Here is a 17341-nt window from a genome sequence, read left to right as displayed (position 1 = left end):
CTTGACGCGCACCAAGATCCACAGAAGCCAGGGCACTCCATCACGCCTGACCCGACTGCGGTTGCAGCATCAGGCGTGATGCGAACTTTTGCCCCAGTTGACAAACCGACGAATTGGTTTGATCCCGGGGTGACGGACGGGCACAAGCGCGGGCCGGAGTGCGGGGGAGTCGGTCAGGGAGCCTCGACGAACGACCGGTACCAAGAGGCTGCACGGGGGAAGGCGTGGGCGAAGGCGTCGCCCGAGGAGCAGTTCAGGGTGCTCCAGAAGGTGTCGTCCCTGAACCGGTGATCGACGGTGAGCATGCCGAGGTGATGCAGCGCGCGAGGGGAGCCGGCGGCTCGTGCGTAGGCGGTCGTGACGTCCACCGACGTGCCCTCGCCGGGCTGTTCCACGTGCGCGCACACGGCCGCGAGCAGCTCCGAAGCGGGGACGGGGGCCGGGTGGTTGACGTAGTGGTGGACACCGGGCCCGTGGGCCGGTGAGAGCGCCGCGGCGACGGCGGCGCGGCCCAGGGTGCCCACGTCGATCATCGAGTGCAGGGCTTCGCAGCCCGTCACGGTCGCCGACAACTCCCGCAGGAGTCCGACCAGTCCGGGCACCAGCCAGCGGTCGCCCTCGCCGTACACCAGGTGGGGTCGTAGCACCAGGCCGCCCGCGTCGAGGACGCGCCGCTCGGCGGCGGCACGGGTGCGGCTGGTGGCGGAGGCGGGGGCGACGGGTGCCTCGCCCGGCCGCACGCCGTGGAAGGGGCCCCGGCCGTGGACGGCGGCGGTGCTCATGTAGAGGATGCGGCGCACCCCGCTGCGTACCGCTTCCTCCACCAGGGCTTTCGTGCCCCGGTCGTTGACCGCCGCGAGCGATTCCGGGTCACCGCTCACGCGTGAGGCGCAGTGGACGAGTACGTCGATGTCGGTGCAACTTCCGTACAGGGAAGCGGGATCGGCGAGGTCGCCGGGTACGGTATCGGCCGTGGCCTCGGCGGGTGCGCGGAGGGCGCGGCGGGACAGCAGGCGGACGTGGGCGTCCGGGCGTTGGTGCGCGGCCGCCGCGACCCGGCTGCCGATGAAGCCGGTGCCGCCCGTGATCAGAAGGTTCACCGTTTTCAGCGTCACAGTGGCGAACGTACCGGGGCGTGGTCCGGGGTGCGGCCGTGAGGTGCCGAGGTGAGGGTGGCGGTGAAGACGGGCTTGTCGTTCTGCCGGCCGGAGACCCGTACGGTCACCTCGCCGTTCTCGGTATCGGTATCGGTATCGGTGTCGGCCTTGTTCTCGGCCTTGTCCTCGTCCTTGTCGAGGACTTCGGCTTCGAGCAGGCAGGGGCTGTCCAGTTCGGCGTAGCGGCTGAAGGAGACGGCCATGTCGACCGGCAGGAAGGACCGCCTGCCGGATGCCGCGGTCGCCGCCTGGCGGGCCGCCTCGAACAGGACCATGCCGGGGACGTGGTCGCTGGGCCGGGGGAAGAGCACGGGGTGGCCGGTGTCGACCCGCAGGAGCCAGGTGGCGGGGCGGTCGGCGAGGGAGAGGACGACGTCCTCCGCGCGGTCGCGGCCGACCAGTTCGGGGGGAACGGGGGGCAACAGGGGTATCGCGCTGTCCGTGGCGTCCAACTGCCGGGCCCGCAGGCGGCGGTAGGCGGCCGGTGAGGTGCAGCCCGTGCTGCCGGTGCCCCGGGCGACGAGCCGTCCCGCGCGGCGGAACTCCATGGTCGTCCGCATGCTGCTCAGACCACGTCCCCGGCGGCGCACCTCGGAGCAGACGACGTTGATGGTGACCGGCTCGGTGGCGTCCGCGAGTAACAGCCCGGAGGGGTCCGCGGTGACCGACAGGTCCCACATGACGAAGTGTGTGTCGAGTGGGGTGCCGAACTCGGCGTGGGCGAGGGCCATCGTGGTCTGGCGCAGGGTCTCGCCGATGATCATCGGGTCCTGGTGGCGATCGTCGGCCGGGCCGAAGAAGGAGTGGTCGGCGGGCCAGTGCGCGGTGACGCGGAAGGCGAGGTCGGAGAGGCGTGTCCAATCCGCGGGGAAGACGTCCGCCGCGCGGGTGCGGTGCGCGAGCTGCTCGGTGATCCGGGTGGTGCCGGGGCCGGTGCGGGCACCGGCAGCCTGTCCGGCCGCGCTTGCGGGCTCGCCCCCCTGTCCGGTCTGATCCTCCGTGGGTGTACTTGAGGGACCTGACTGCGGCATGGAGAACCCCTCGGATGGACGGCCTGGATCCGGTCGACTTTCGCACTAAGATACGGACGAGCCGGTTTTTTTCAAGGGTGATCCATACCGTTGGAGACGAGCCCACGCGCCCGCACGGCATCACGCATGGCGCCTGCGCGGCGACTTCACGGCGATCCGCGAGATCCACGGAGATCAGGAGGCACCCGATGGCGCGACAGGAGCGCGCGATCCGCACGCGGCGGACCATTCTGGCCGCCGCCGCGGCCGTCTTCGACGAACGCGGCTACACCTCCGCGACCATCGGGGAGATCCTGGACCGGGCCGGGGTGACCAAGGGCGCCCTTTACTTCCACTTCGGCTCCAAGGAGGAGCTGGCGCTCGGCATCTTCGAGGAGCAGCTGGCGGTCACCCTGCCGCCCCAGTCGAGCAAACTCCAGGAGCTCGTCGACTCCGGTCTGGTGCTGGCCCTGCGGCTGCGTACCGATCCGCTGGTACGGGCCAGTGTCGGACTGGCCCTGGACCAAGGAGCGTTGGGGCTCGACCGAACCCCGGCGTTCCGTATGTGGATCGACCAGACCACCCGGACCCTGGCCGAGGCGAAGGCGGGGGGCGAGCTGCTGCCGCACGTCGAAGTGACGGAGACGGCGGAGCTGTTGGTCGCGAGTTACTCGGGGGTGCAGCTCCTCTCGCAGCTGCGCTGCCAGCGGCAGGATCTGGAGCACCGGGTCGTCGTGCTGTTCCAGCACATGCTGCCGGGCATCGCGGTCCCGGCGGTGCTGGCCCGGCTGGACATCTCGGCGGACCGCGCCCAGCGGGCCCTCGCGGAGGGACGGTTGGAACCGGTTGCGGGAGATGTCGCCGAGGCGGGGTAGACGGGCACGGGCGTGGGCACGTGTGGGCGCGGTGAGGCTGAGGTCGGCGGCTGCAGCGGACAGTCACAAGGGCGCCTGTGGGTGAGGGCGTTGTCCACAGCCCGGGAGTTGTCCACAAGACCTGACGCGTTTCGTCCACCGGGTTGTACGGTCGGCACGGTTGATGTCATGGCCTGCGCCGATGCCTGTGTCGACGCAGGGTCGGCGGTCGTTCGTTTCGGTTGTCGATGCGTGCGCGTGGTCGAGCGTGTGCAAGGACGTACGTGTGGGCGTACGGGGGAGGCGGTTGTTGTGACCGAGATCGTTGCCGGTGGGGTCGGCACGGAAGAGGTGCCGACGCAGGTGGGGCCGGACGGACGGGCGGCCGGTGAGGTGCGGCGGCTGCCGCGCGTACGGGGCTTCGCCGCATGGCCGCCCGAGGGCTCGGCCAAGGAGGACGGCAAGGCCCTGCGCCGGCTGGTCCCCCGCAGCGCCCACGCCGGTCTCGACCTGGACCCCTCCCGCCCCGACGCGGTGAGCGCGGTCGAGGAGTCCAGCCGCGGTCGGCTGCCCGAGTTGACGCCGATACGGGTGGGCAGGATGGCGGCGACACCGTTCGCCTTCCTGCGCGGCGCGGCGGGGCTCATGGGTTACGACCTGGCCCGCACCCCCATGACGCGGATCCGCGCGCAGATATGCGGCGACGCGCACGCGGCCAACTTCGGCCTGTACGGCGACGCGCGCGGCGGACTGGTCATCGACCTGAACGACTTCGACGAGACGGCGTGGGGCCCCTGGGAGTGGGACGTCAAACGGCTCGCCACCTCGCTGGTGCTCGCGGGACGGGAGGGCGGCGCGGACGAGGACACCTGCCGCAGGGCCGCTCGTGACGTGGTGGGCGCCTACCGTCGCACGATGCGGCTGCTGGCCAAGCTGCCGGTGCTGGACGCCTGGAACGCCATCGCCGACGAGGAGTTGGTCTCCCACACCGACGCGCACGATCTGCTGGGCACGCTGGAGCGGGTCTACGCGAAGGCCCGCGCCAACACCAGCGGCCGTTTCGCGGCCAAGTCCACCGAGACGACGGCGGACGGCGGACGCCGCTTCGTCGACGCCCCGCCGGTACTGCGGCGCGTCGACGACGCCGAGGCCGCCGCGGTGGCCCGCTCCCTGGAGGAGTACGTCGGCACCCTCCAGCCGGACCGGCTTCCGCTGCTGGCCCGGCACGCGGTGCAGGACGTGGCGTTCCGCGTCGTCGGCACGGGCAGCGTGGGCACCCGCTCGTACGTGGTGCTGCTCCTGGACCACCGGGGCGAGCCCCTGGTCCTCCAGGTGAAGGAGGCCCGCGCCTCGGCGCTGGTCCCGCATCTGCTGACGGCCGGCTTCGCCGTCCCCGACGCCGACCACGAGGGCCGGCGCGTGGTCCTGGGTCAGAAGAGGATGCAGGTGGTCAGCGACAACCTGCTGGGCTGGACGACCGTCGAGGGGCGGCCCTTCCAGGTCCGGCAGTTCCGCAACCGCAAGGGCAGCGTCGACCCGACGGCCCTGGCCGCCGACCAGGTCGACGACTACGCCCGCATGACCGGAGCCCTCCTGGCCCGCGCCCACTCCCACAGCGCCGATCCCCGCCTGATCGCCGGCTACTGCGGCAAGAACGACGAGCTCGACGAGGCGATGGCCGACTTCGCGCTCCGCTACGCCGACCGCACGGAGGCCGACCACGCGGACCTGGTGGCGGCGGTGCGGTCGGGCCGGATCGCGGCGGAGACGGGGGTCTGAGCAGCGGGGCCGGCAGGGGGCAGGGCCGGATGGCCGGATGTCTGCGTTCCGTTTCCGGCGCCTCCTCGGTGGGCCGACAGGTGGTCCGGCAGGTGGTCCGGCAGGTGGTCCGGCCTGCGGTTCGGCGGGCCGGGCCGGTGTCGGGAGCGGGCCGGGTGGGCTCCGGTGGTGGCGGTGGTGGCCTACGCTGTGCGGGTGACGACCTCGGAGGGTGAGCAGGGTGGTGGCGGCGCCGGTGCGGAGCAGGAGCAGGTGACGGCCGAAGGCGGTGCGCAGCGGCCCGAGGCGCGCCTGGAGCAGGCCGTGCGGGCTGCCGAGCAGGCGCTGATCGAGTTCGAGATCGCGGTGGACACCTTCCGCATCGAGGTCGAGAACTTCTCCCGGCTGCACGAGCAGCGGCTCGGCCCCATGTACCTGCGCCTCGAGGAACTGGATGCCCGGATCCTGGAGGCCAAGGCCGACCGCACCGGTGATCCCGAGGACCGACGGCTGGCCGAGGACGCGCGCTCCCGGTTGCTGCCGATCCCCGATGTGGAGCAACTGCTGAACGGCTGGATGGACGGCGACGGTCTCTTCCCGGAGGCCGCGGCCATGCTCACGGACCAGCCTGTCCGGACCCCGGAGCGGGTGCGGCCCAGCGAGGGGGCCCGCAAGCTCTACCGCGACCTCGCCCGCAAGGCGCACCCGGACCTGGCGCAGGAGGAGTCGGAACGCCGCCGCCGCGAGGATTTCATCACCCGCGTCAACGCCGCCTACGCCCGCGGCAGCGAGGCGGAGCTGCGTGAGCTCACCGAGGAATGGGCCGCGGGCCCGAAGCCGAAGGAACAGGCCCCGAGTGCCGTCGACGAGCTCTACGCCCGGCTCGAGTGGCTCGCCCAGCGCAAGGAACTGCTCACGCTGGTCGCGAAGGAACTCGAGGAGGGTGCCATCGGCTCGATGCTCCGGCTGGCCCCGGACGACCCGGACCGTCTTCTGGAGGAGATAGCCGAGCAGCTGCGCGCCCAGGTGACCGAACGCGAGGCGGAGCTGGCGGCCCTGCAGGGCTGAGCCGCGGAGCGGCCGGACCCCACACCCGCGGAGCGGCCGGAATCTCGGCCGCCCCGCGGGTGTGGGGTCCGGCTCGGTTGCTTCCGGTAGCGTCGGGGGCATGAGTTTTGCGACTGGGGTGCCCACGGTCGGGGTCACGGACCTCGAGGACGGCGATTTCCTGTTGGACGTCCGAGAGGACGACGAGTGGAAGTCCGGCCATGCCGAAGGGGCGCTGCACATCCCGATCAGCGAGTTCGTCGCCCGTTACGGCGAGCTGACCGAGGCGGCCCCGCAGGACGGCCGGGTGCATGTGATCTGCCGTTCCGGCGGGCGCTCCGCCCAGGTCACCATGTACCTGGTCCAGCAGGGCATCGACGCCGTGAACGTGGCGGGCGGGATGCAGATGTGGGAGTCGGCGGGGCGCTCCGTGGTCACGGATGACGGGCAGCCCGGACACGTGCTGTAGTCCGGATGCCGGAACAGGCTCCGGAAGCGGGGAACGGGCGTCAGCGGTCGAAGTCCAGCTCCACTCTCTCCGTCACCGGATGCGACTGGCAGGCCAGTACGTAGCCCGCCTCGGTCTCCTCCGACTCCAGCGCGAAGTTGCGGTTCATCCGCACCTCGCCCGAGACGAGAAAGGCACGGCAGGTTCCGCACACCCCGCCCTTGCAGGCGTAGGGGGCGTCGGGGCGGTTGCGCAGCACCGTTTCCAGCAGGGACTCGCCGTCCTGGACGGGCCAGGTGCCGCCGCGTCCGTCGAGCAGGGCGGTGACCGTGCTGTGGGCGGGGGCGGGTGCCGTGGGGGCGACCGGTGTGCCGGTGTCCACGTGGAAGATCTCTTCGTGGATGCGGGAGCGGGCCACGCCCAGGCCGCGCAGAGCCCGCTCCGCCCCCTCCACCAGTCCGTACGGGCCGCACAGGAACCAGCCGTCCACCTGCTCCACGGGCAGCAGCGCCGGCAGCAGTGCGGTGAGCCGCTCCTGGTCGAGCCGCCCGGACGGCAGCCCCGCCTGCTGCTCCTCCCGTGACAGCACCGTCACCAGCTGGAGCCGCTCGGTGTAGCGGTCCTTCAGGTCGGCCACCTCTTCCAGGAACATCGTCGATGCGGCCGTGCGGTCACTGCGGATCAGGCAGAACCGGGCATCGGGCTCGCGTCTCAGCAGGGTCGAGACGATGGACAGCACCGGTGTGATGCCGCTGCCGCCGACGATCGCCGCGTACCGGCCGGGCGCGGGCCGGAGGGTGAACCGGCCCGCCGGGGTCATCACCTCCAGCTCGTCCCCGACGCCGATCTCCTTCAGGGCGTACGTCGAGAAGGCCCCGCCGTCGACCAGCCGCACGCCCACCCGCAGCGTGCCGGGCCCTTGGCCGTCGGGCGCCGGGGAACAGATGGAGTAGGTGCGCCGGATGTCCTCGCCGTCGGCCCTGCGCCGCAGGGTGAGGTGCTGGCCCGGGGCGTGGCGGTACTGCTCGCGCAGTTCCGGGGGGACGGTGAGGGTGAGGGCGACGGAGTCGTCGGTGAGCCGCTCGACCGCGGCCACCCGGAGCCGGTGGAAGCGCGCCATCACAACTCCTTGAAGTGGTCGAACGGTTCGAGGCAGGCCAGGCACCGGCGTAGCGCCTTGCACGCCGTGGACGAGAAACGGCTGAGCAGTTCGGTGTCGGCGGAGCCGCAGTGCGGGCAACGCACCGGCTCCGGAGCGGCGGACGCCTCGCCGACCGACGGGTCGTCGGCCAGCGGGGCGCGGGTGCGGGTCGGCCCGAGGTCCACCGGGACCGCGCCGGACGGCGGCCGTACACGAGGCGGGGCGATGCCGAACTCCCGCAGCTTGCGCCGCCCCTCCTCGGTGATGTCGTCGGTCGACCAGGCGGGCGCGAGCACCCTGCGGACGGTGACCTCACGCACGCCGTGTCCGCGCAGGACCCGCTCTATGTCCGCAGACATCGCCTCGACGGCCGGGCAGCCCGTGTACGTGGGGGTCAGCTCGACCTCGACGGCGTCCGTTCCGCGCGCGTGCACCGCGCGCACCACGCCCAGCTCGCGCAGGGTCAGCACGGGCAGTTCGGGGTCGGGCACCGAACCGGCCAGTTCCAGGAGTTCGGCCTCCAGCGGGGTGGTGGGCGCCGTGGTCACCATGTCGCCCCCGGGTGGCTGCGGTGCAGGTGCTGCATCTCGGCGAGCATCCGGCCGAAGGGCTCGGTGTGCAGTCCCTGGCGGCCTGCACCGGCCGTCCAGGCCCCGGTGCGCGGTCCTCCGGGCACGGTGAGGGTGGCCCGGCGCAGTACCTGGGTGATCCGCTCCAGCCAGGCCGTCTCCAGGGTCGGCCAGTCGATGTCGAGGCCCTCGACCGGCTGGAACATCTCGCCGGTGTACCGCCACAGGGCGTCCACGGCCCGCTGGGTCCGGGCCCGGCTGGCGTCCGTGCCGTCGCCGAGCCGCAGGGTCCACTGCTCGGCGTGGTCGCGGTGGTAGGCGACCTCCTTGACGGCCTTGCCGGCCAGCGGCGCGAACGGCCCGTCCCCCGCGGCGAGCTCGGTGTGCAGGAGGTGCTGGTAGGTGGAGAAGTACAGCTGGCGGACGATGGTGTGGGCGAAGTCGCCGTTCGGCTGTTCCACCAGCTGGAGGTTGCGGAAGGCGCGTTCCTCGCGGAGGAACGCCAGCTCGTCCTCGTCGCCGGCCGTCGACAGCAGCACCCGGGCCTGGCCCAGCAGGTCCAGCGCGATGTTGGCGAGGGCGACCTCCTCCTCCAGCACCGGGGCGTTGCCCGCCCACTCGCCCAGGCGGTGGGAGAGCACCAGGGCGTCGTCGCCGAGGGCGAGTGCGGCCGTCGTGCGGGCGGTGTCGTCCTCGGAGGCTGTCTGCGCGGGGGCGCTGGGTGGCGTCGTCACAGGTGCCGCACCCCCTCGGGGATCTCGTAGAACGTCGGGTGCCGGTAGGGCTTGTCGGCGGCGGGTTCGAAGAACGGGTCCTTCTCGTCCGGCGAGGACGCGGTGACCGCGGAGGACGGTACGACCCAGATCGAGACGCCCTCGCCGCGGCGGGTGTACAGATCGCGGGCATTGCGCAGGGCGAGCTCCGCGTCCGGGGCGTGCAGGCTGCCGGCGTGGGTGTGGGAGAGCCCCCGGCGGGAGCGCACGAAGACCTCCCACAGGGGCCAGTCGGTGTCGGTCATGTACGGGTCGCTCCTGTCTCGCCGTTCGCGTGCTTGGCCGCGTGGGCCGCTGCCGCCTCCCTGACCCAGGCGCCCTCCTCGTGGGCGCGCCTGCGCCGGGTCAGCCGCTCCTCGTTGCACGGGCCGTTGCCCTTGAGGACGTCCCGGAACTCGGTCCAGTCGATCGGGCCGAAGTCGTGGTGCCCCCGCGTCTCGTTCCACCGCAGGTCCGGGTCGGGGAGGGTGAGGCCGAGCGACTCGGCCTGCGGGACGCAGATGTCGACGAAGCGCTGGCGCAGCTCGTCGTTGGAGTGCCGCTTGATCTTCCAGGCCATCGACTGCGCGGAGTGCTGCGACTCGTCGTCGGGCGGGCCGAACATCATCAGGGACGGCCACCACCAGCGGTCCACCGCGTCCTGGGCCATCGCGTGCTGCTCGGGGGTGCCGCGACTCAGGGCCAGCAGCAGCTCGTAGCCCTGACGCTGGTGGAAGGACTCCTCCTTGCAGATGCGCACCATGGCGCGCGCGTACGGGCCGTACGAGCAGCGGCACAGGGGCACCTGGTTGGTGATCGCGGCGCCGTCCACCAGCCAGCCGATCGCACCGACGTCGGCCCAGGTCAGCGTGGGGTAGTTGAAGATCGAGGAGTACTTCTGGCGGCCGGAGTGCAGCTTGTCCAGCAGCTCCTCGCGGCTGGTGCCGAGGGTCTCGGCGGCGCTGTAGAGGTACAGGCCGTGTCCGGCCTCGTCCTGCACCTTGGCCATCAGGATCGCCTTGCGGCGCAGCGACGGCGCGCGGGTGATCCAGTTGGCCTCCGGCTGCATGCCGATGATCTCGGAGTGCGCGTGCTGGGCGATCTGCCGGACGAGCGTGGCGCGGTAGGCGTCGGGCATCCAGTCGCGCGGTTCGATCCTCTCGTCGGCGGTGACGGCCGCGTCGAAGGCCTGCTCGTGCCCCGCGCTGTCGACGAGCGGATCACCGGTGCTGTCGACGGCGCCGTCCGGTGCGTCGTGCGTACGGCCGCCGACCGTGCCGCGAGCGGCTGCTGTCGCCATGAGGTCCCCCTCGACCTTGGTTCTTCTCGACCTTGGTTCTTCTCGCTCTGGTTTCTTCCCGGAACACGCTCCCGACCGATCGTTCGGTTCGTGCGATTCCATGGTGAGACGGCCGCCGCAAGGTGTCAACAGCTGTGGATGACCTCCGGGGCTGTGCCCCGGCGGCCGGTGCTGAGTACCGTTCCCGTGCGACACGGTGAAGCCGCGAAGCGGTATGCGGGCGGTACGACGGCGCTGCGGCCGGGACACGGACCGGGAATGTGGGAACGGGGCGGGATGAACGCGCACGACGAGGGCTCGCACGCCCGGCAGGGGCGGACCGGGCCGGAAGGGCCGGACGGACTGGAGGAACCGAGCGGCCCCGCCCCGCCGCCCGAGCCCGCCACCGGCGTGGCCGCACTCTCCCCGCTTCATCGGATCGCCGCCGCGGTGGCCCTCGGGGTCGTCGCGGTCGTGGTCTGCGTGCACCTCGGCATGACGTTCCTGCACGTCGCGCCCGCGAACACGGTCTCCAAGGAGCACGGCACGGCGATCGAGGACTGGATCTACCCGGAGTTCGAGCAGAACTGGAAGCTGTTCGCGCCCAATCCGCTGCAGCAGAACATCTCCGTCCAGGTCCGCGCCGAGATCCTGACGGCGGACGGGGGAGTGCGGACCACCGGCTGGTACGACCTGTCCGCCCAGGACGGCCGGGCCATCGACGGCAACCTCCTGCCCAGCCACACCCAGCAGAACGAGCTGCGCCGGGCCTGGGACTTCTTCGTCGCCGCGCATGACGCCGACGACCGTCCGGTGGGCATGCGGGGCGCGCTGGCCGAGTCGTATCTGCGCCGGATCACGGTGATGCGGCTCGAACGGTCGGACGCGGCCGGGCCGGGCGACGTCGTCGACCGGATCCAGGTCCGCTCCCGCACCGTCGACGTGCCGCCGCCCCGGTGGAGCGAGGAGCGGGTCTCGACGAAGCCGGTTCACCGCACCCTGCCCTGGTGGCCGGTACCGGAGGACGAGGCCCGGGGAGGCATCGGGTGAACCGCTTCTCCCGCATGGTCTCCGGCGCCGTCGCACGGGTCACCGACGCCGCTCTCGGCCCGCACCAGACCGCCGTGATCCGGATCGGCTTCAGCGCGACCTGGCTGCTGTTCCTGCTCCGGGAGTTCCCCCACCGCCAGGAGCTGTACGGTCCCGACGGCCCGTGGGACTGGGATCTCGCCGATCAGCTGGTCGGGTCCAACGGTGCCTTCACCGCGCTGCTGTGGTCGGACGGCCAGGGCTGGTTCGAGGCCGGCTACGCGCTCGCGGTGGTGTGGAGCGCGCTGCTGCTGCTGGGCTGGCGCACCCGCACCATGTCGGTGCTGTTCATGGTGGGCGTGCTGTCGCTGCAGAACCGCAGTGTCTTCATGGGCGACGGCGGCGACAACGTCCTGCACCTGATGTCGATCTACCTCGTGTTCACCCGCTGCGGCCGGGTGTGGTCGCTGGACGCGCGGCGTGCCCGGCGCGAGGAGCGGGCACGCGCGTGTGGGGAGCGGCCGCGGGACCGGGTGGGCCCCGTGCTGTGGGGTGTGCTGGGCGTCCTGCTGCTCGTGGCGACCCTGGCCGGCCGGTTGGACGGCGACTGGTTCATACCGGCGCTGCTGTGGGCCGTCTGGGGGGTGCAGGCGCTGTGGTGGCTGGTGGGGCGTCGCGCGAGGACCCCGCAGCCGCGCGTCCTGCTGGACGTCGTCGCCAACGTCGTGCACAACGGGGCCCTGCTGGTGATCATGGCCGAGGCCTGCCTGATCTACGCCACGGCCGGCTGGTACAAGATCCAGGGCTCCCGCTGGCAGGACGGCACCGCGGTCCACTATCCGCTCCACCTGGAGTACTTCTCCCCCTGGCCGGCCCTCGGCGACCTGCTGACCGCCAGCGGCACCCTGGTGATGCTGGTGACGTACGGGACGGTCGCCGTGCAGGTCGCCTTCCCGTTCACCCTGTTCAACCGGCGGGTCAAGAACGTGTTCCTGGTGCTCATGATCACTGAGCACGCCGTGATCGCCGTCGTCCTGGGACTGCCCTTCTTCTCCCTGGCGATGATCGCGGCCGACGCCGTCTTCCTGCCGACGACGTTCCTGCGCCGCCTGGGCGACGGCTCCACCCGCGCGTACGAGTGGGTGCGGGCCCGCGGACGGCGGCCCCGCACGCGCGCGGGCGGGCCGTCCGTCCCGGGGCCCCGGTCCGCCGAACCGGGGACGCGGGTGGAAGAGCGGCCGGCCGCCCCCGCGTCGGAGAAAGCACCCGGCCCACGCACGTAGGCTGCACGTCATGGCCGCCCCCGACCCCGTCTCCGCACCCGACCCCACCCCCGTGCCCGAAACCCCCGCCCCCGACCGGGCCGCCGGCCCCGTGGCCCGCTGGCACCGGCGGAGCGGTACCGCCGTCCTGCTCGACGGCTTCCACGCCCTCAAGCACGCCGTGCGCTTCGGGGCGGAGGTCGAGGTGGCGGTCACCGCGGACCGGGCCGCCGCGCTCGCCCTCGCGGACGAGCTGGCCCCGGACGTCCGGGACGCGCTGGCGGCGCTGCTGGCCGAGGTGCCGTACGAGACCTACGCCTCGCTGGTCCCGCGCCCGCACCCCACCGCCGTCGCCGCCCTCGCCGTACGGCCCTCCCGCGCGGGCAACCTCGAGAGGCTGGCGCACACCCCGCGCACCGCCCCCGTGGTGGTCCTGGACCTCCCGCGCAACCTGGGCAACGCGGGGGCCGTGATCCGGCTGGCCGCCGGTTTCGGGGCGACCGGCGTCGTCACCACCGGCACCCTCGACCCCTGGCACCCCACGGTCGTGCGGGGCGGGGCCGGGCTGCACTTCGCGACCGCAGTGGAGCGGCTGCCCGTTGCCGAACTGCCCACCGGCCCGGTGTTCGCGCTCGACCCGGAGGGGGACGACATCCGGTCGCTGAAGCTGCCGGACGACGCGCTGCTCGCCTTCGGCTCGGAGCGCAGCGGGCTCTCGGCGGAACTGCGCGCGCGTGCCGACCACCTGGTGGCGCTGCCGATGCGCCCCCAGGTCTCCAGCTACAACCTCGCGACCAGTGTGGCCATGACGCTGTACCACTGGAGCGCCACCGGGGGCGCACCCGCTTAGGGCTCCGAACAAAACGGGCGTCCGATCAGCTTGCGGCGTCATGCGGGTCCCCCCGCTCGAGCGGAGCCGAGAGCTTGGGGGAGTGAGTGCCAGGCGTCGCGAGCCGGGCGCCCGTTTTGTTCGGAGCTCTCAGGGCCTGTCCGGGCGGGGTCCGCGCGACCGCGGTCGCCGCACCGGTCCGTCACGCCTCCCGGCGTACCTCGATCACCCGGAAGCGGTTGGCCACGAACGCCGCGTCGGTGAGGGCCGCGTTGGCCGCCGGGTTGCCGCCGGAGCCGTGGAAGTCGGAGAACGCGGCCGTCTGGTTGACGTACACCCCGCCGGTGAGGTTGAGGGAGAGCTGGGCCGCCTCCTCCAGGCACACCTCCCGCACGGTCTCCTCGACCTCGGGGGAGGTCGTGTACGCGCCGACGGTCATCGCGCCCTTCTCGCGGACGGTGCGCCGCAGGAGCTCCGCCGCGTCCGAGGCGGAGTCGACCGCGACGGCGAAGGAGACCGGTCCGAAGCACTCGCTCATGTAGGCGGCCTCGGCGTCCGGCTTCGAGCCGTCCAGCTTCACGATCACAGGGGTGCGGACCACCGCGTCCGGGAACTCCGGATGGGCGATCTCCCGGGAGGCGAGGGCGACCTCGCCGAGACCGGCGGCGGCCTCCAGACGGGCCTTGACGCCGGGGTTGACGATCGCGCCGAGCAGCGCGTTCGCGCGCGCGTCGTCGCCGAGCAGGCCGTCGACCGCCTTCGCGAGGTCGGCGGCGACCTCGTCGAAGGACTTGGGGCCCTGGTCGGTGGTGATGCCGTCGCGCGGGATCAGCAGGTTCTGCGGGGTGGTGCACATCTGGCCGCTGTAGAGCGAGAGGGAGAAGGCCAGGTTGGCGAGCATGCCCTGGTAGTCGCCGGTCGACTCCACGATCACCGTGTTGACGCCGGCCTTCTCGGTGTAGACCTGCGCCTGGCGGGCGTTGGCCTCCAGCCAGTCGCCGAACTCCGTGGAGCCGGTGTAGTCGATGATCCGGATCTCCGGGCGCGTGGCGAGCGTCTTGGCGATGCCCTCGCCGGGCCCCTCGGCGGCCAGCGCCACCAAATTGGGGTCGAAACCGGCTTCGGTCAGCACCTGGCGCGCGATCTGCACCGTGAGCGCGAGGGGCAGCACCGCGCGGGGGTGCGGCTTGACCAGGACCGCGTTGCCGGTGGCGAGGGAGGCGAACAGGCCGGGGTAGCCGTTCCACGTCGGGAAAGTGTTGCAGCCGATGACCAGGCCGATGCCGCGCGGGACCGGGGTGAACCGCTTGGTCAGTGTCAGCGGGTCGCGCTTGCCCTGCGGCTTGGTCCACTCCGCGGTGTCGGGGGTGCGCGTCTGCTCGGCGTACGCGTACGCCACCGCCTCCATGCCGCGGTCCTGCGCGTGCGGGCCGCCGGCCTGGAACGCCATCATGAACGCCTGGCCGGAGGTGTGCATGACCGCGTGGGCGAACTCCATCGTCCGGTCGCTGATCCGCTTGAGGATCTCGAGGCAGATCACCGCCCGGGTCTCGGCGCCCGCGTCCCGCCAGGCCCGCATCCCGGTCCGCATGGCGGGCAGCAGCACGTCGAGGTCCGCGTGCGGGTAGCTCACGCCCAGCTCGACTCCGTACGGGGAGGTCTCGCCGCCCACCCAGTCGTCCGTGCCGGGCTGGCCGAGGTCGAGGCGGGTGCCGAGCAGGGCGTCGAAGGCGGCCCTGCCCGCCGCCAGGTCCAGGCTGCCGTGCTCCCCGTAGGCCTTGGGGTGCTCGGGGTGCGGGGACCAGTACGCCCGGGTGCGGATCGCTTCCAGCGCCCGGTCCAGGGCGGGCCGGTGCCGGGTGATCAGCTGCTGCGCGGTGAGTTCGGCGGCCATCGGGGACCAACTCCTCGTCGAGTTCGTGGGCCGGGCCCAAGCGTGGGCGGGGGGATGTCGGAACACGGGCGGTCAGGGTTAGAGTAACCGAACGATCGGTCGGGACAAGGGGTCCGCCGCATCTGTGGACCGGCTCGTGCGGGAGGATCGCGCACATGACAGCACTCGACCTCAGCAGCCCCGTGGCCGTCGTCGGCACCGGCACCATGGGCCAGGGCATCGCCCAGGTCGCACTGGTCGCGGGTCATCCCGTGCTGCTGTACGACGCCGTTCCCGGCCGGGCCCGGGAAGCGGCCGACGGGATCGTGGCCCGGCTCGACCGGCTGGTGGCCAAGGAGCGGCTCACCACCGCCGACCGGGACGAGGCCCGCGCCCGCCTGCGGCCCGTCGACGACCTCGCGGGACTCGCGGACTGTGCCCTGGTGGTCGAGGCCGTCCTGGAGCGCCTGGACGTCAAGCAGGAGCTGTTCCGCGCACTGGAGGACGTCGTCGGCGACGACTGCCTGCTCGCCACCAACACCTCGTCCCTGTCGGTCACCGCCATCGGTGGCGCGCTGAGAGCCCCCGGGCGCTTCGTGGGCCTGCACTTCTTCAACCCGGCCCCGCTGCTGCCGCTCGTCGAGGTCGTCTCCGGCTTCGCCACCGAGGTCGCGCACGCCACGCGTGCGTACGAGACGGCCCGCGCCTGGGGCAAGACGCCGGTCGCCTGCGCCGACACCCCCGGCTTCATCGTCAACCGGCTCGCCCGGCCCTTCTACGCCGAGGCCTTCGCGGTGTACGAGTCCCAGGGGGCGGACCCGGCCACGATTGACGCGGTGCTGCGCGAGTCCGGAGGCTTCCGGATGGGCGCCTTCGAGCTGACCGACCTCATCGGGCAGGACGTCAACGAGTCCGTCACCCACTCGGTGTGGCAGGCCTTCTTCCAGGACGTGCGCTTCACGCCCTCCCTGGCCCAGCGCCGGCTGGTCGAGTCCGGCCGTCTCGGCCGCAAGAGCGGCCGGGGATGGTACGACTACTCCGAACACTCCGAACACTCCGGACACCTCGATGGCGCCGGGCGTCCCGAGCCGCACACCGCGGAGCAGGCGGCGCCGCCCGAGTACGTGGTCGCCGAGGGGGACCTGGGCCCCGCCTCGGACCTGCTCGCACTGATCCGGGAGGCGGGCATCCAGGTCCGCGCGGAGGACGAGGACAACGGCACCCGCCTGGTGCTGCCCGGCGGTGGTCAGCTGGTGCTCGCGGACGGTCAGACGTCGGTGGAGTTCCGCGACGTCGTCTATTTCGATCTCGCCCTCGACTACCGCGAGGCCGGCCGGATCGCCCTGTCCCACTCCCAGGACACCTCCCCGCAGACCGTCGCCGAGGCCACCGGCCTGTTCCAGGCGCTCGGCAAGAAGGTCAGCGTCATCGGCGACGTCCCCGGCATGATCGTCGCGCGCACGGTGGCGCGGATCATCGATCTGGCGGTCGAGGCCGTGGCCAAGGGGGTGGCCACCGAGGAGGACGTCGACACCGCGATGCGCCTGGGCGTCAACTACCCGCTGGGGCCGCTGGAGTGGAGTCGGCGGCTCGGTGGCACCTGGGCCTGCTCCGTGCTGGACAACCTGCACGAGTGCGACCCGTCCGGACGCTACGCGCCGTCGCTCGCGCTGTACCGCCACGCCTATACCTCGGACAAGCGGGAGGGCACCCCATGACCACCGCCAGGCGCGACACCTACACCCCGGAGACCCTGCTGTCCGTCGCCGTGCGGGTGTTCAACGAGCGGGGCTACGACGGCACCTCGATGGAGCACCTCTCCAAGGCGGCGGGCATCTCCAAGTCGTCGATATACCACCACGTGGCGGGCAAGGAGGAACTGCTGCAGCGTGCGGTGAGCCGGGCGCTGGACGGTCTCTTCGGCATCCTCGACGAGGAGCACGCGCGCGTGGGACGTGCCGCCGAGCGGCTGGAGTACGTCGTACGGCGCATGGTCGAGGTCCTGATCGCGGAACTGCCGTACGTGACGCTGCTGCTGCGGGTGCGCGGCAACACGGACACCGAGCGGTGGGCCCTGGAGCGGCGGCGCGAGTTCGACCACCGGGTGGCGGCCTTGCTGAAGGCCGCGGCGGCGGAAGGGGACGTGCGCGGCGACATAGAGGTGCGCCTGGCGACCCGGCTGGTCTTCGGGATGATCAACTCGCTCGTCGAGTGGTACCGGCCCGACGGACGCGGCACCAGCGAGCGCGAAGTGGCCGACGCGGTGGTTCAGCTGGCCTTCTCGGGGCTGCGCAGGGCGGCCTGACCGGACCGGTGTCCTGCGGCCGCCCCCG

At 72.3% G+C, this 17341-nt stretch carries 17 protein-coding genes; 9 read left to right on the top strand and 8 right to left on the bottom strand.

Going from position 1 to position 17341, the window contains the following annotated elements; translation table 11 throughout:
• Positions 1–173: 173 nt before the first annotated feature.
• Positions 174–1100, bottom strand: coding sequence for an NAD-dependent epimerase/dehydratase family protein (locus tag AC6F7H_RS13090; RefSeq protein WP_500757194.1), 927 nt, complete (start codon positions 1098–1100; stop codon positions 174–176).
• An 11-nt stretch (positions 1101–1111) separates the two neighbouring features.
• Entirely contained in the window at positions 1112–2188 is a 1077-nt protein-coding gene (locus AC6F7H_RS13085) for a ScbA/BarX family gamma-butyrolactone biosynthesis protein (RefSeq protein WP_500757193.1), read from the bottom strand.
• Positions 2189–2376: 188 nt separating this feature from the next.
• Here AC6F7H_RS13085 and AC6F7H_RS13080 point away from each other — a divergent pair, with 188 nt between their 5' ends.
• From AC6F7H_RS13080 to AC6F7H_RS13065, 4 genes are all read left to right on the top strand, one after another.
• The gene (locus tag AC6F7H_RS13080) at positions 2377–3042 is read left to right on the top strand and encodes a ScbR family autoregulator-binding transcription factor (RefSeq protein WP_500757192.1); all 666 of its coding nucleotides are present in this window, start codon (positions 2377–2379) and stop codon (positions 3040–3042) included.
• A 291-nt stretch (positions 3043–3333) separates the two neighbouring features.
• Positions 3334–4800, top strand: coding sequence for a DUF2252 domain-containing protein (locus AC6F7H_RS13075; protein WP_500757191.1), 1467 nt, complete (start codon positions 3334–3336; stop codon positions 4798–4800).
• A 195-nt stretch (positions 4801–4995) separates the two neighbouring features.
• Positions 4996–5847: a hypothetical protein gene (locus AC6F7H_RS13070; protein WP_500757190.1), complete on the top strand. Its 852-nt coding sequence runs from the start codon at positions 4996–4998 to the stop codon at positions 5845–5847.
• Positions 5848–5965: 118 nt separating this feature from the next.
• Positions 5966–6295, top strand: coding sequence for a rhodanese-like domain-containing protein (locus tag AC6F7H_RS13065; protein WP_363033565.1), 330 nt, complete (start codon positions 5966–5968; stop codon positions 6293–6295).
• Positions 6296–6335: 40 nt separating this feature from the next.
• Here the strand turns inward: AC6F7H_RS13065 and AC6F7H_RS13060 are convergent, their stop codons facing one another.
• From AC6F7H_RS13060 to paaA, 5 genes are read right to left on the bottom strand one after another with little or no spacing between them, the layout of a single operon-like run.
• Positions 6336–7394, bottom strand: a complete 1059-nt coding sequence (locus tag AC6F7H_RS13060) for a 2Fe-2S iron-sulfur cluster-binding protein (protein WP_500757189.1) — start codon at positions 7392–7394, stop codon at positions 6336–6338.
• Positions 7394–7966, bottom strand: a complete 573-nt coding sequence (gene paaD / locus AC6F7H_RS13055) for a 1,2-phenylacetyl-CoA epoxidase subunit PaaD (RefSeq protein ID WP_500757188.1) — start codon at positions 7964–7966, stop codon at positions 7394–7396. Before paaD ends, AC6F7H_RS13060 begins: the two co-directional genes overlap by 1 nt.
• Positions 7960–8718 (bottom strand): 1,2-phenylacetyl-CoA epoxidase subunit PaaC, encoded by a 759-nt coding sequence (paaC, locus tag AC6F7H_RS13050; RefSeq protein ID WP_500757187.1) that lies wholly within the window; start codon positions 8716–8718, stop codon positions 7960–7962. Before paaC ends, paaD begins: the two co-directional genes overlap by 7 nt.
• Positions 8715–9002, bottom strand: a complete 288-nt coding sequence (paaB, locus tag AC6F7H_RS13045) for a 1,2-phenylacetyl-CoA epoxidase subunit PaaB (RefSeq protein ID WP_055574617.1) — start codon at positions 9000–9002, stop codon at positions 8715–8717. Before paaB ends, paaC begins: the two co-directional genes overlap by 4 nt.
• On the bottom strand, positions 8999–10036 hold the full coding sequence (gene paaA / locus AC6F7H_RS13040; protein WP_500757186.1) for a 1,2-phenylacetyl-CoA epoxidase subunit PaaA: 1038 nt from the start codon (positions 10034–10036) through the stop codon (positions 8999–9001). The genes paaB and paaA overlap by 4 nt, the downstream gene beginning before the upstream one ends.
• A gap of 276 nt (positions 10037–10312) precedes the next feature.
• Between paaA and AC6F7H_RS13035 the strand changes: the two genes are divergently transcribed.
• The 3 genes from AC6F7H_RS13035 to AC6F7H_RS13025 are packed head-to-tail and all read left to right on the top strand — an operon-like array spanning position 10313 to position 13156.
• Complete coding sequence (locus AC6F7H_RS13035; RefSeq protein ID WP_500757185.1) at positions 10313–11065, top strand: DUF5819 family protein; 753 nt, start codon at positions 10313–10315, stop codon at positions 11063–11065.
• Positions 11062–12327 (top strand): HTTM domain-containing protein, encoded by a 1266-nt coding sequence (locus tag AC6F7H_RS13030; RefSeq protein ID WP_500757184.1) that lies wholly within the window; start codon positions 11062–11064, stop codon positions 12325–12327. The genes AC6F7H_RS13035 and AC6F7H_RS13030 overlap by 4 nt, the downstream gene beginning before the upstream one ends.
• Before the next feature lie 10 nt (positions 12328–12337).
• Positions 12338–13156: a TrmH family RNA methyltransferase gene (locus AC6F7H_RS13025; RefSeq protein WP_500757183.1), complete on the top strand. Its 819-nt coding sequence runs from the start codon at positions 12338–12340 to the stop codon at positions 13154–13156.
• Positions 13157–13337: 181 nt separating this feature from the next.
• Here the strand turns inward: AC6F7H_RS13025 and paaN are convergent, their stop codons facing one another.
• A complete protein-coding gene (gene paaN / locus AC6F7H_RS13020) occupies positions 13338–15029 on the bottom strand; it encodes a phenylacetic acid degradation protein PaaN (RefSeq protein ID WP_500757182.1) in 1692 nt (563 codons plus the stop codon).
• Positions 15030–15184: 155 nt separating this feature from the next.
• Between paaN and AC6F7H_RS13015 the strand changes: the two genes are divergently transcribed.
• Positions 15185–16726 carry a 3-hydroxyacyl-CoA dehydrogenase gene (locus tag AC6F7H_RS13015; RefSeq protein WP_500757181.1) on the top strand — a complete coding sequence of 514 codons (1542 nt, stop codon included), beginning with the start codon at positions 15185–15187 and terminating at the stop codon, positions 16724–16726.
• Positions 16723–17313: a TetR/AcrR family transcriptional regulator gene (locus AC6F7H_RS13010; protein ID WP_500757180.1), complete on the top strand. Its 591-nt coding sequence runs from the start codon at positions 16723–16725 to the stop codon at positions 17311–17313. The genes AC6F7H_RS13015 and AC6F7H_RS13010 overlap by 4 nt, the downstream gene beginning before the upstream one ends.
• Positions 17314–17341 lie beyond the last annotated feature (28 nt).

It is taken from the genome of Streptomyces sp. MMS24-W38, from assembly GCF_059889265.1.
Note: the sequence above shows the minus strand (reverse complement) of the source record. Positions and strands in the feature narration are given on the sequence as shown.

Coding starts and splice junctions, on each gene's coding strand:
- AC6F7H_RS13085 (WP_500757193.1), bottom strand. CDS start 2,188: ATGCCGCAGTCAGGTCCCTCAAGTACACCCACGGAGGATCAGACCGGA.
- AC6F7H_RS13080 (WP_500757192.1), top strand. CDS start 2,377: ATGGCGCGACAGGAGCGCGCGATCCGCACGCGGCGGACCATTCTGGCC.
- AC6F7H_RS13060 (WP_500757189.1), bottom strand. CDS start 7,394: ATGGCGCGCTTCCACCGGCTCCGGGTGGCCGCGGTCGAGCGGCTCACC.
- paaD (WP_500757188.1), bottom strand. CDS start 7,966: ATGGTGACCACGGCGCCCACCACCCCGCTGGAGGCCGAACTCCTGGAA.
- paaB (WP_055574617.1), bottom strand. CDS start 9,002: ATGACCGACACCGACTGGCCCCTGTGGGAGGTCTTCGTGCGCTCCCGC.
- paaA (WP_500757186.1), bottom strand. CDS start 10,036: ATGGCGACAGCAGCCGCTCGCGGCACGGTCGGCGGCCGTACGCACGAC.
- AC6F7H_RS13035 (WP_500757185.1), top strand. CDS start 10,313: ATGAACGCGCACGACGAGGGCTCGCACGCCCGGCAGGGGCGGACCGGG.
- AC6F7H_RS13025 (WP_500757183.1), top strand. CDS start 12,338: ATGGCCGCCCCCGACCCCGTCTCCGCACCCGACCCCACCCCCGTGCCC.
- paaN (WP_500757182.1), bottom strand. CDS start 15,029: ATGGCCGCCGAACTCACCGCGCAGCAGCTGATCACCCGGCACCGGCCC.
- AC6F7H_RS13015 (WP_500757181.1), top strand. CDS start 15,185: ATGACAGCACTCGACCTCAGCAGCCCCGTGGCCGTCGTCGGCACCGGC.
- AC6F7H_RS13010 (WP_500757180.1), top strand. CDS start 16,723: ATGACCACCGCCAGGCGCGACACCTACACCCCGGAGACCCTGCTGTCC.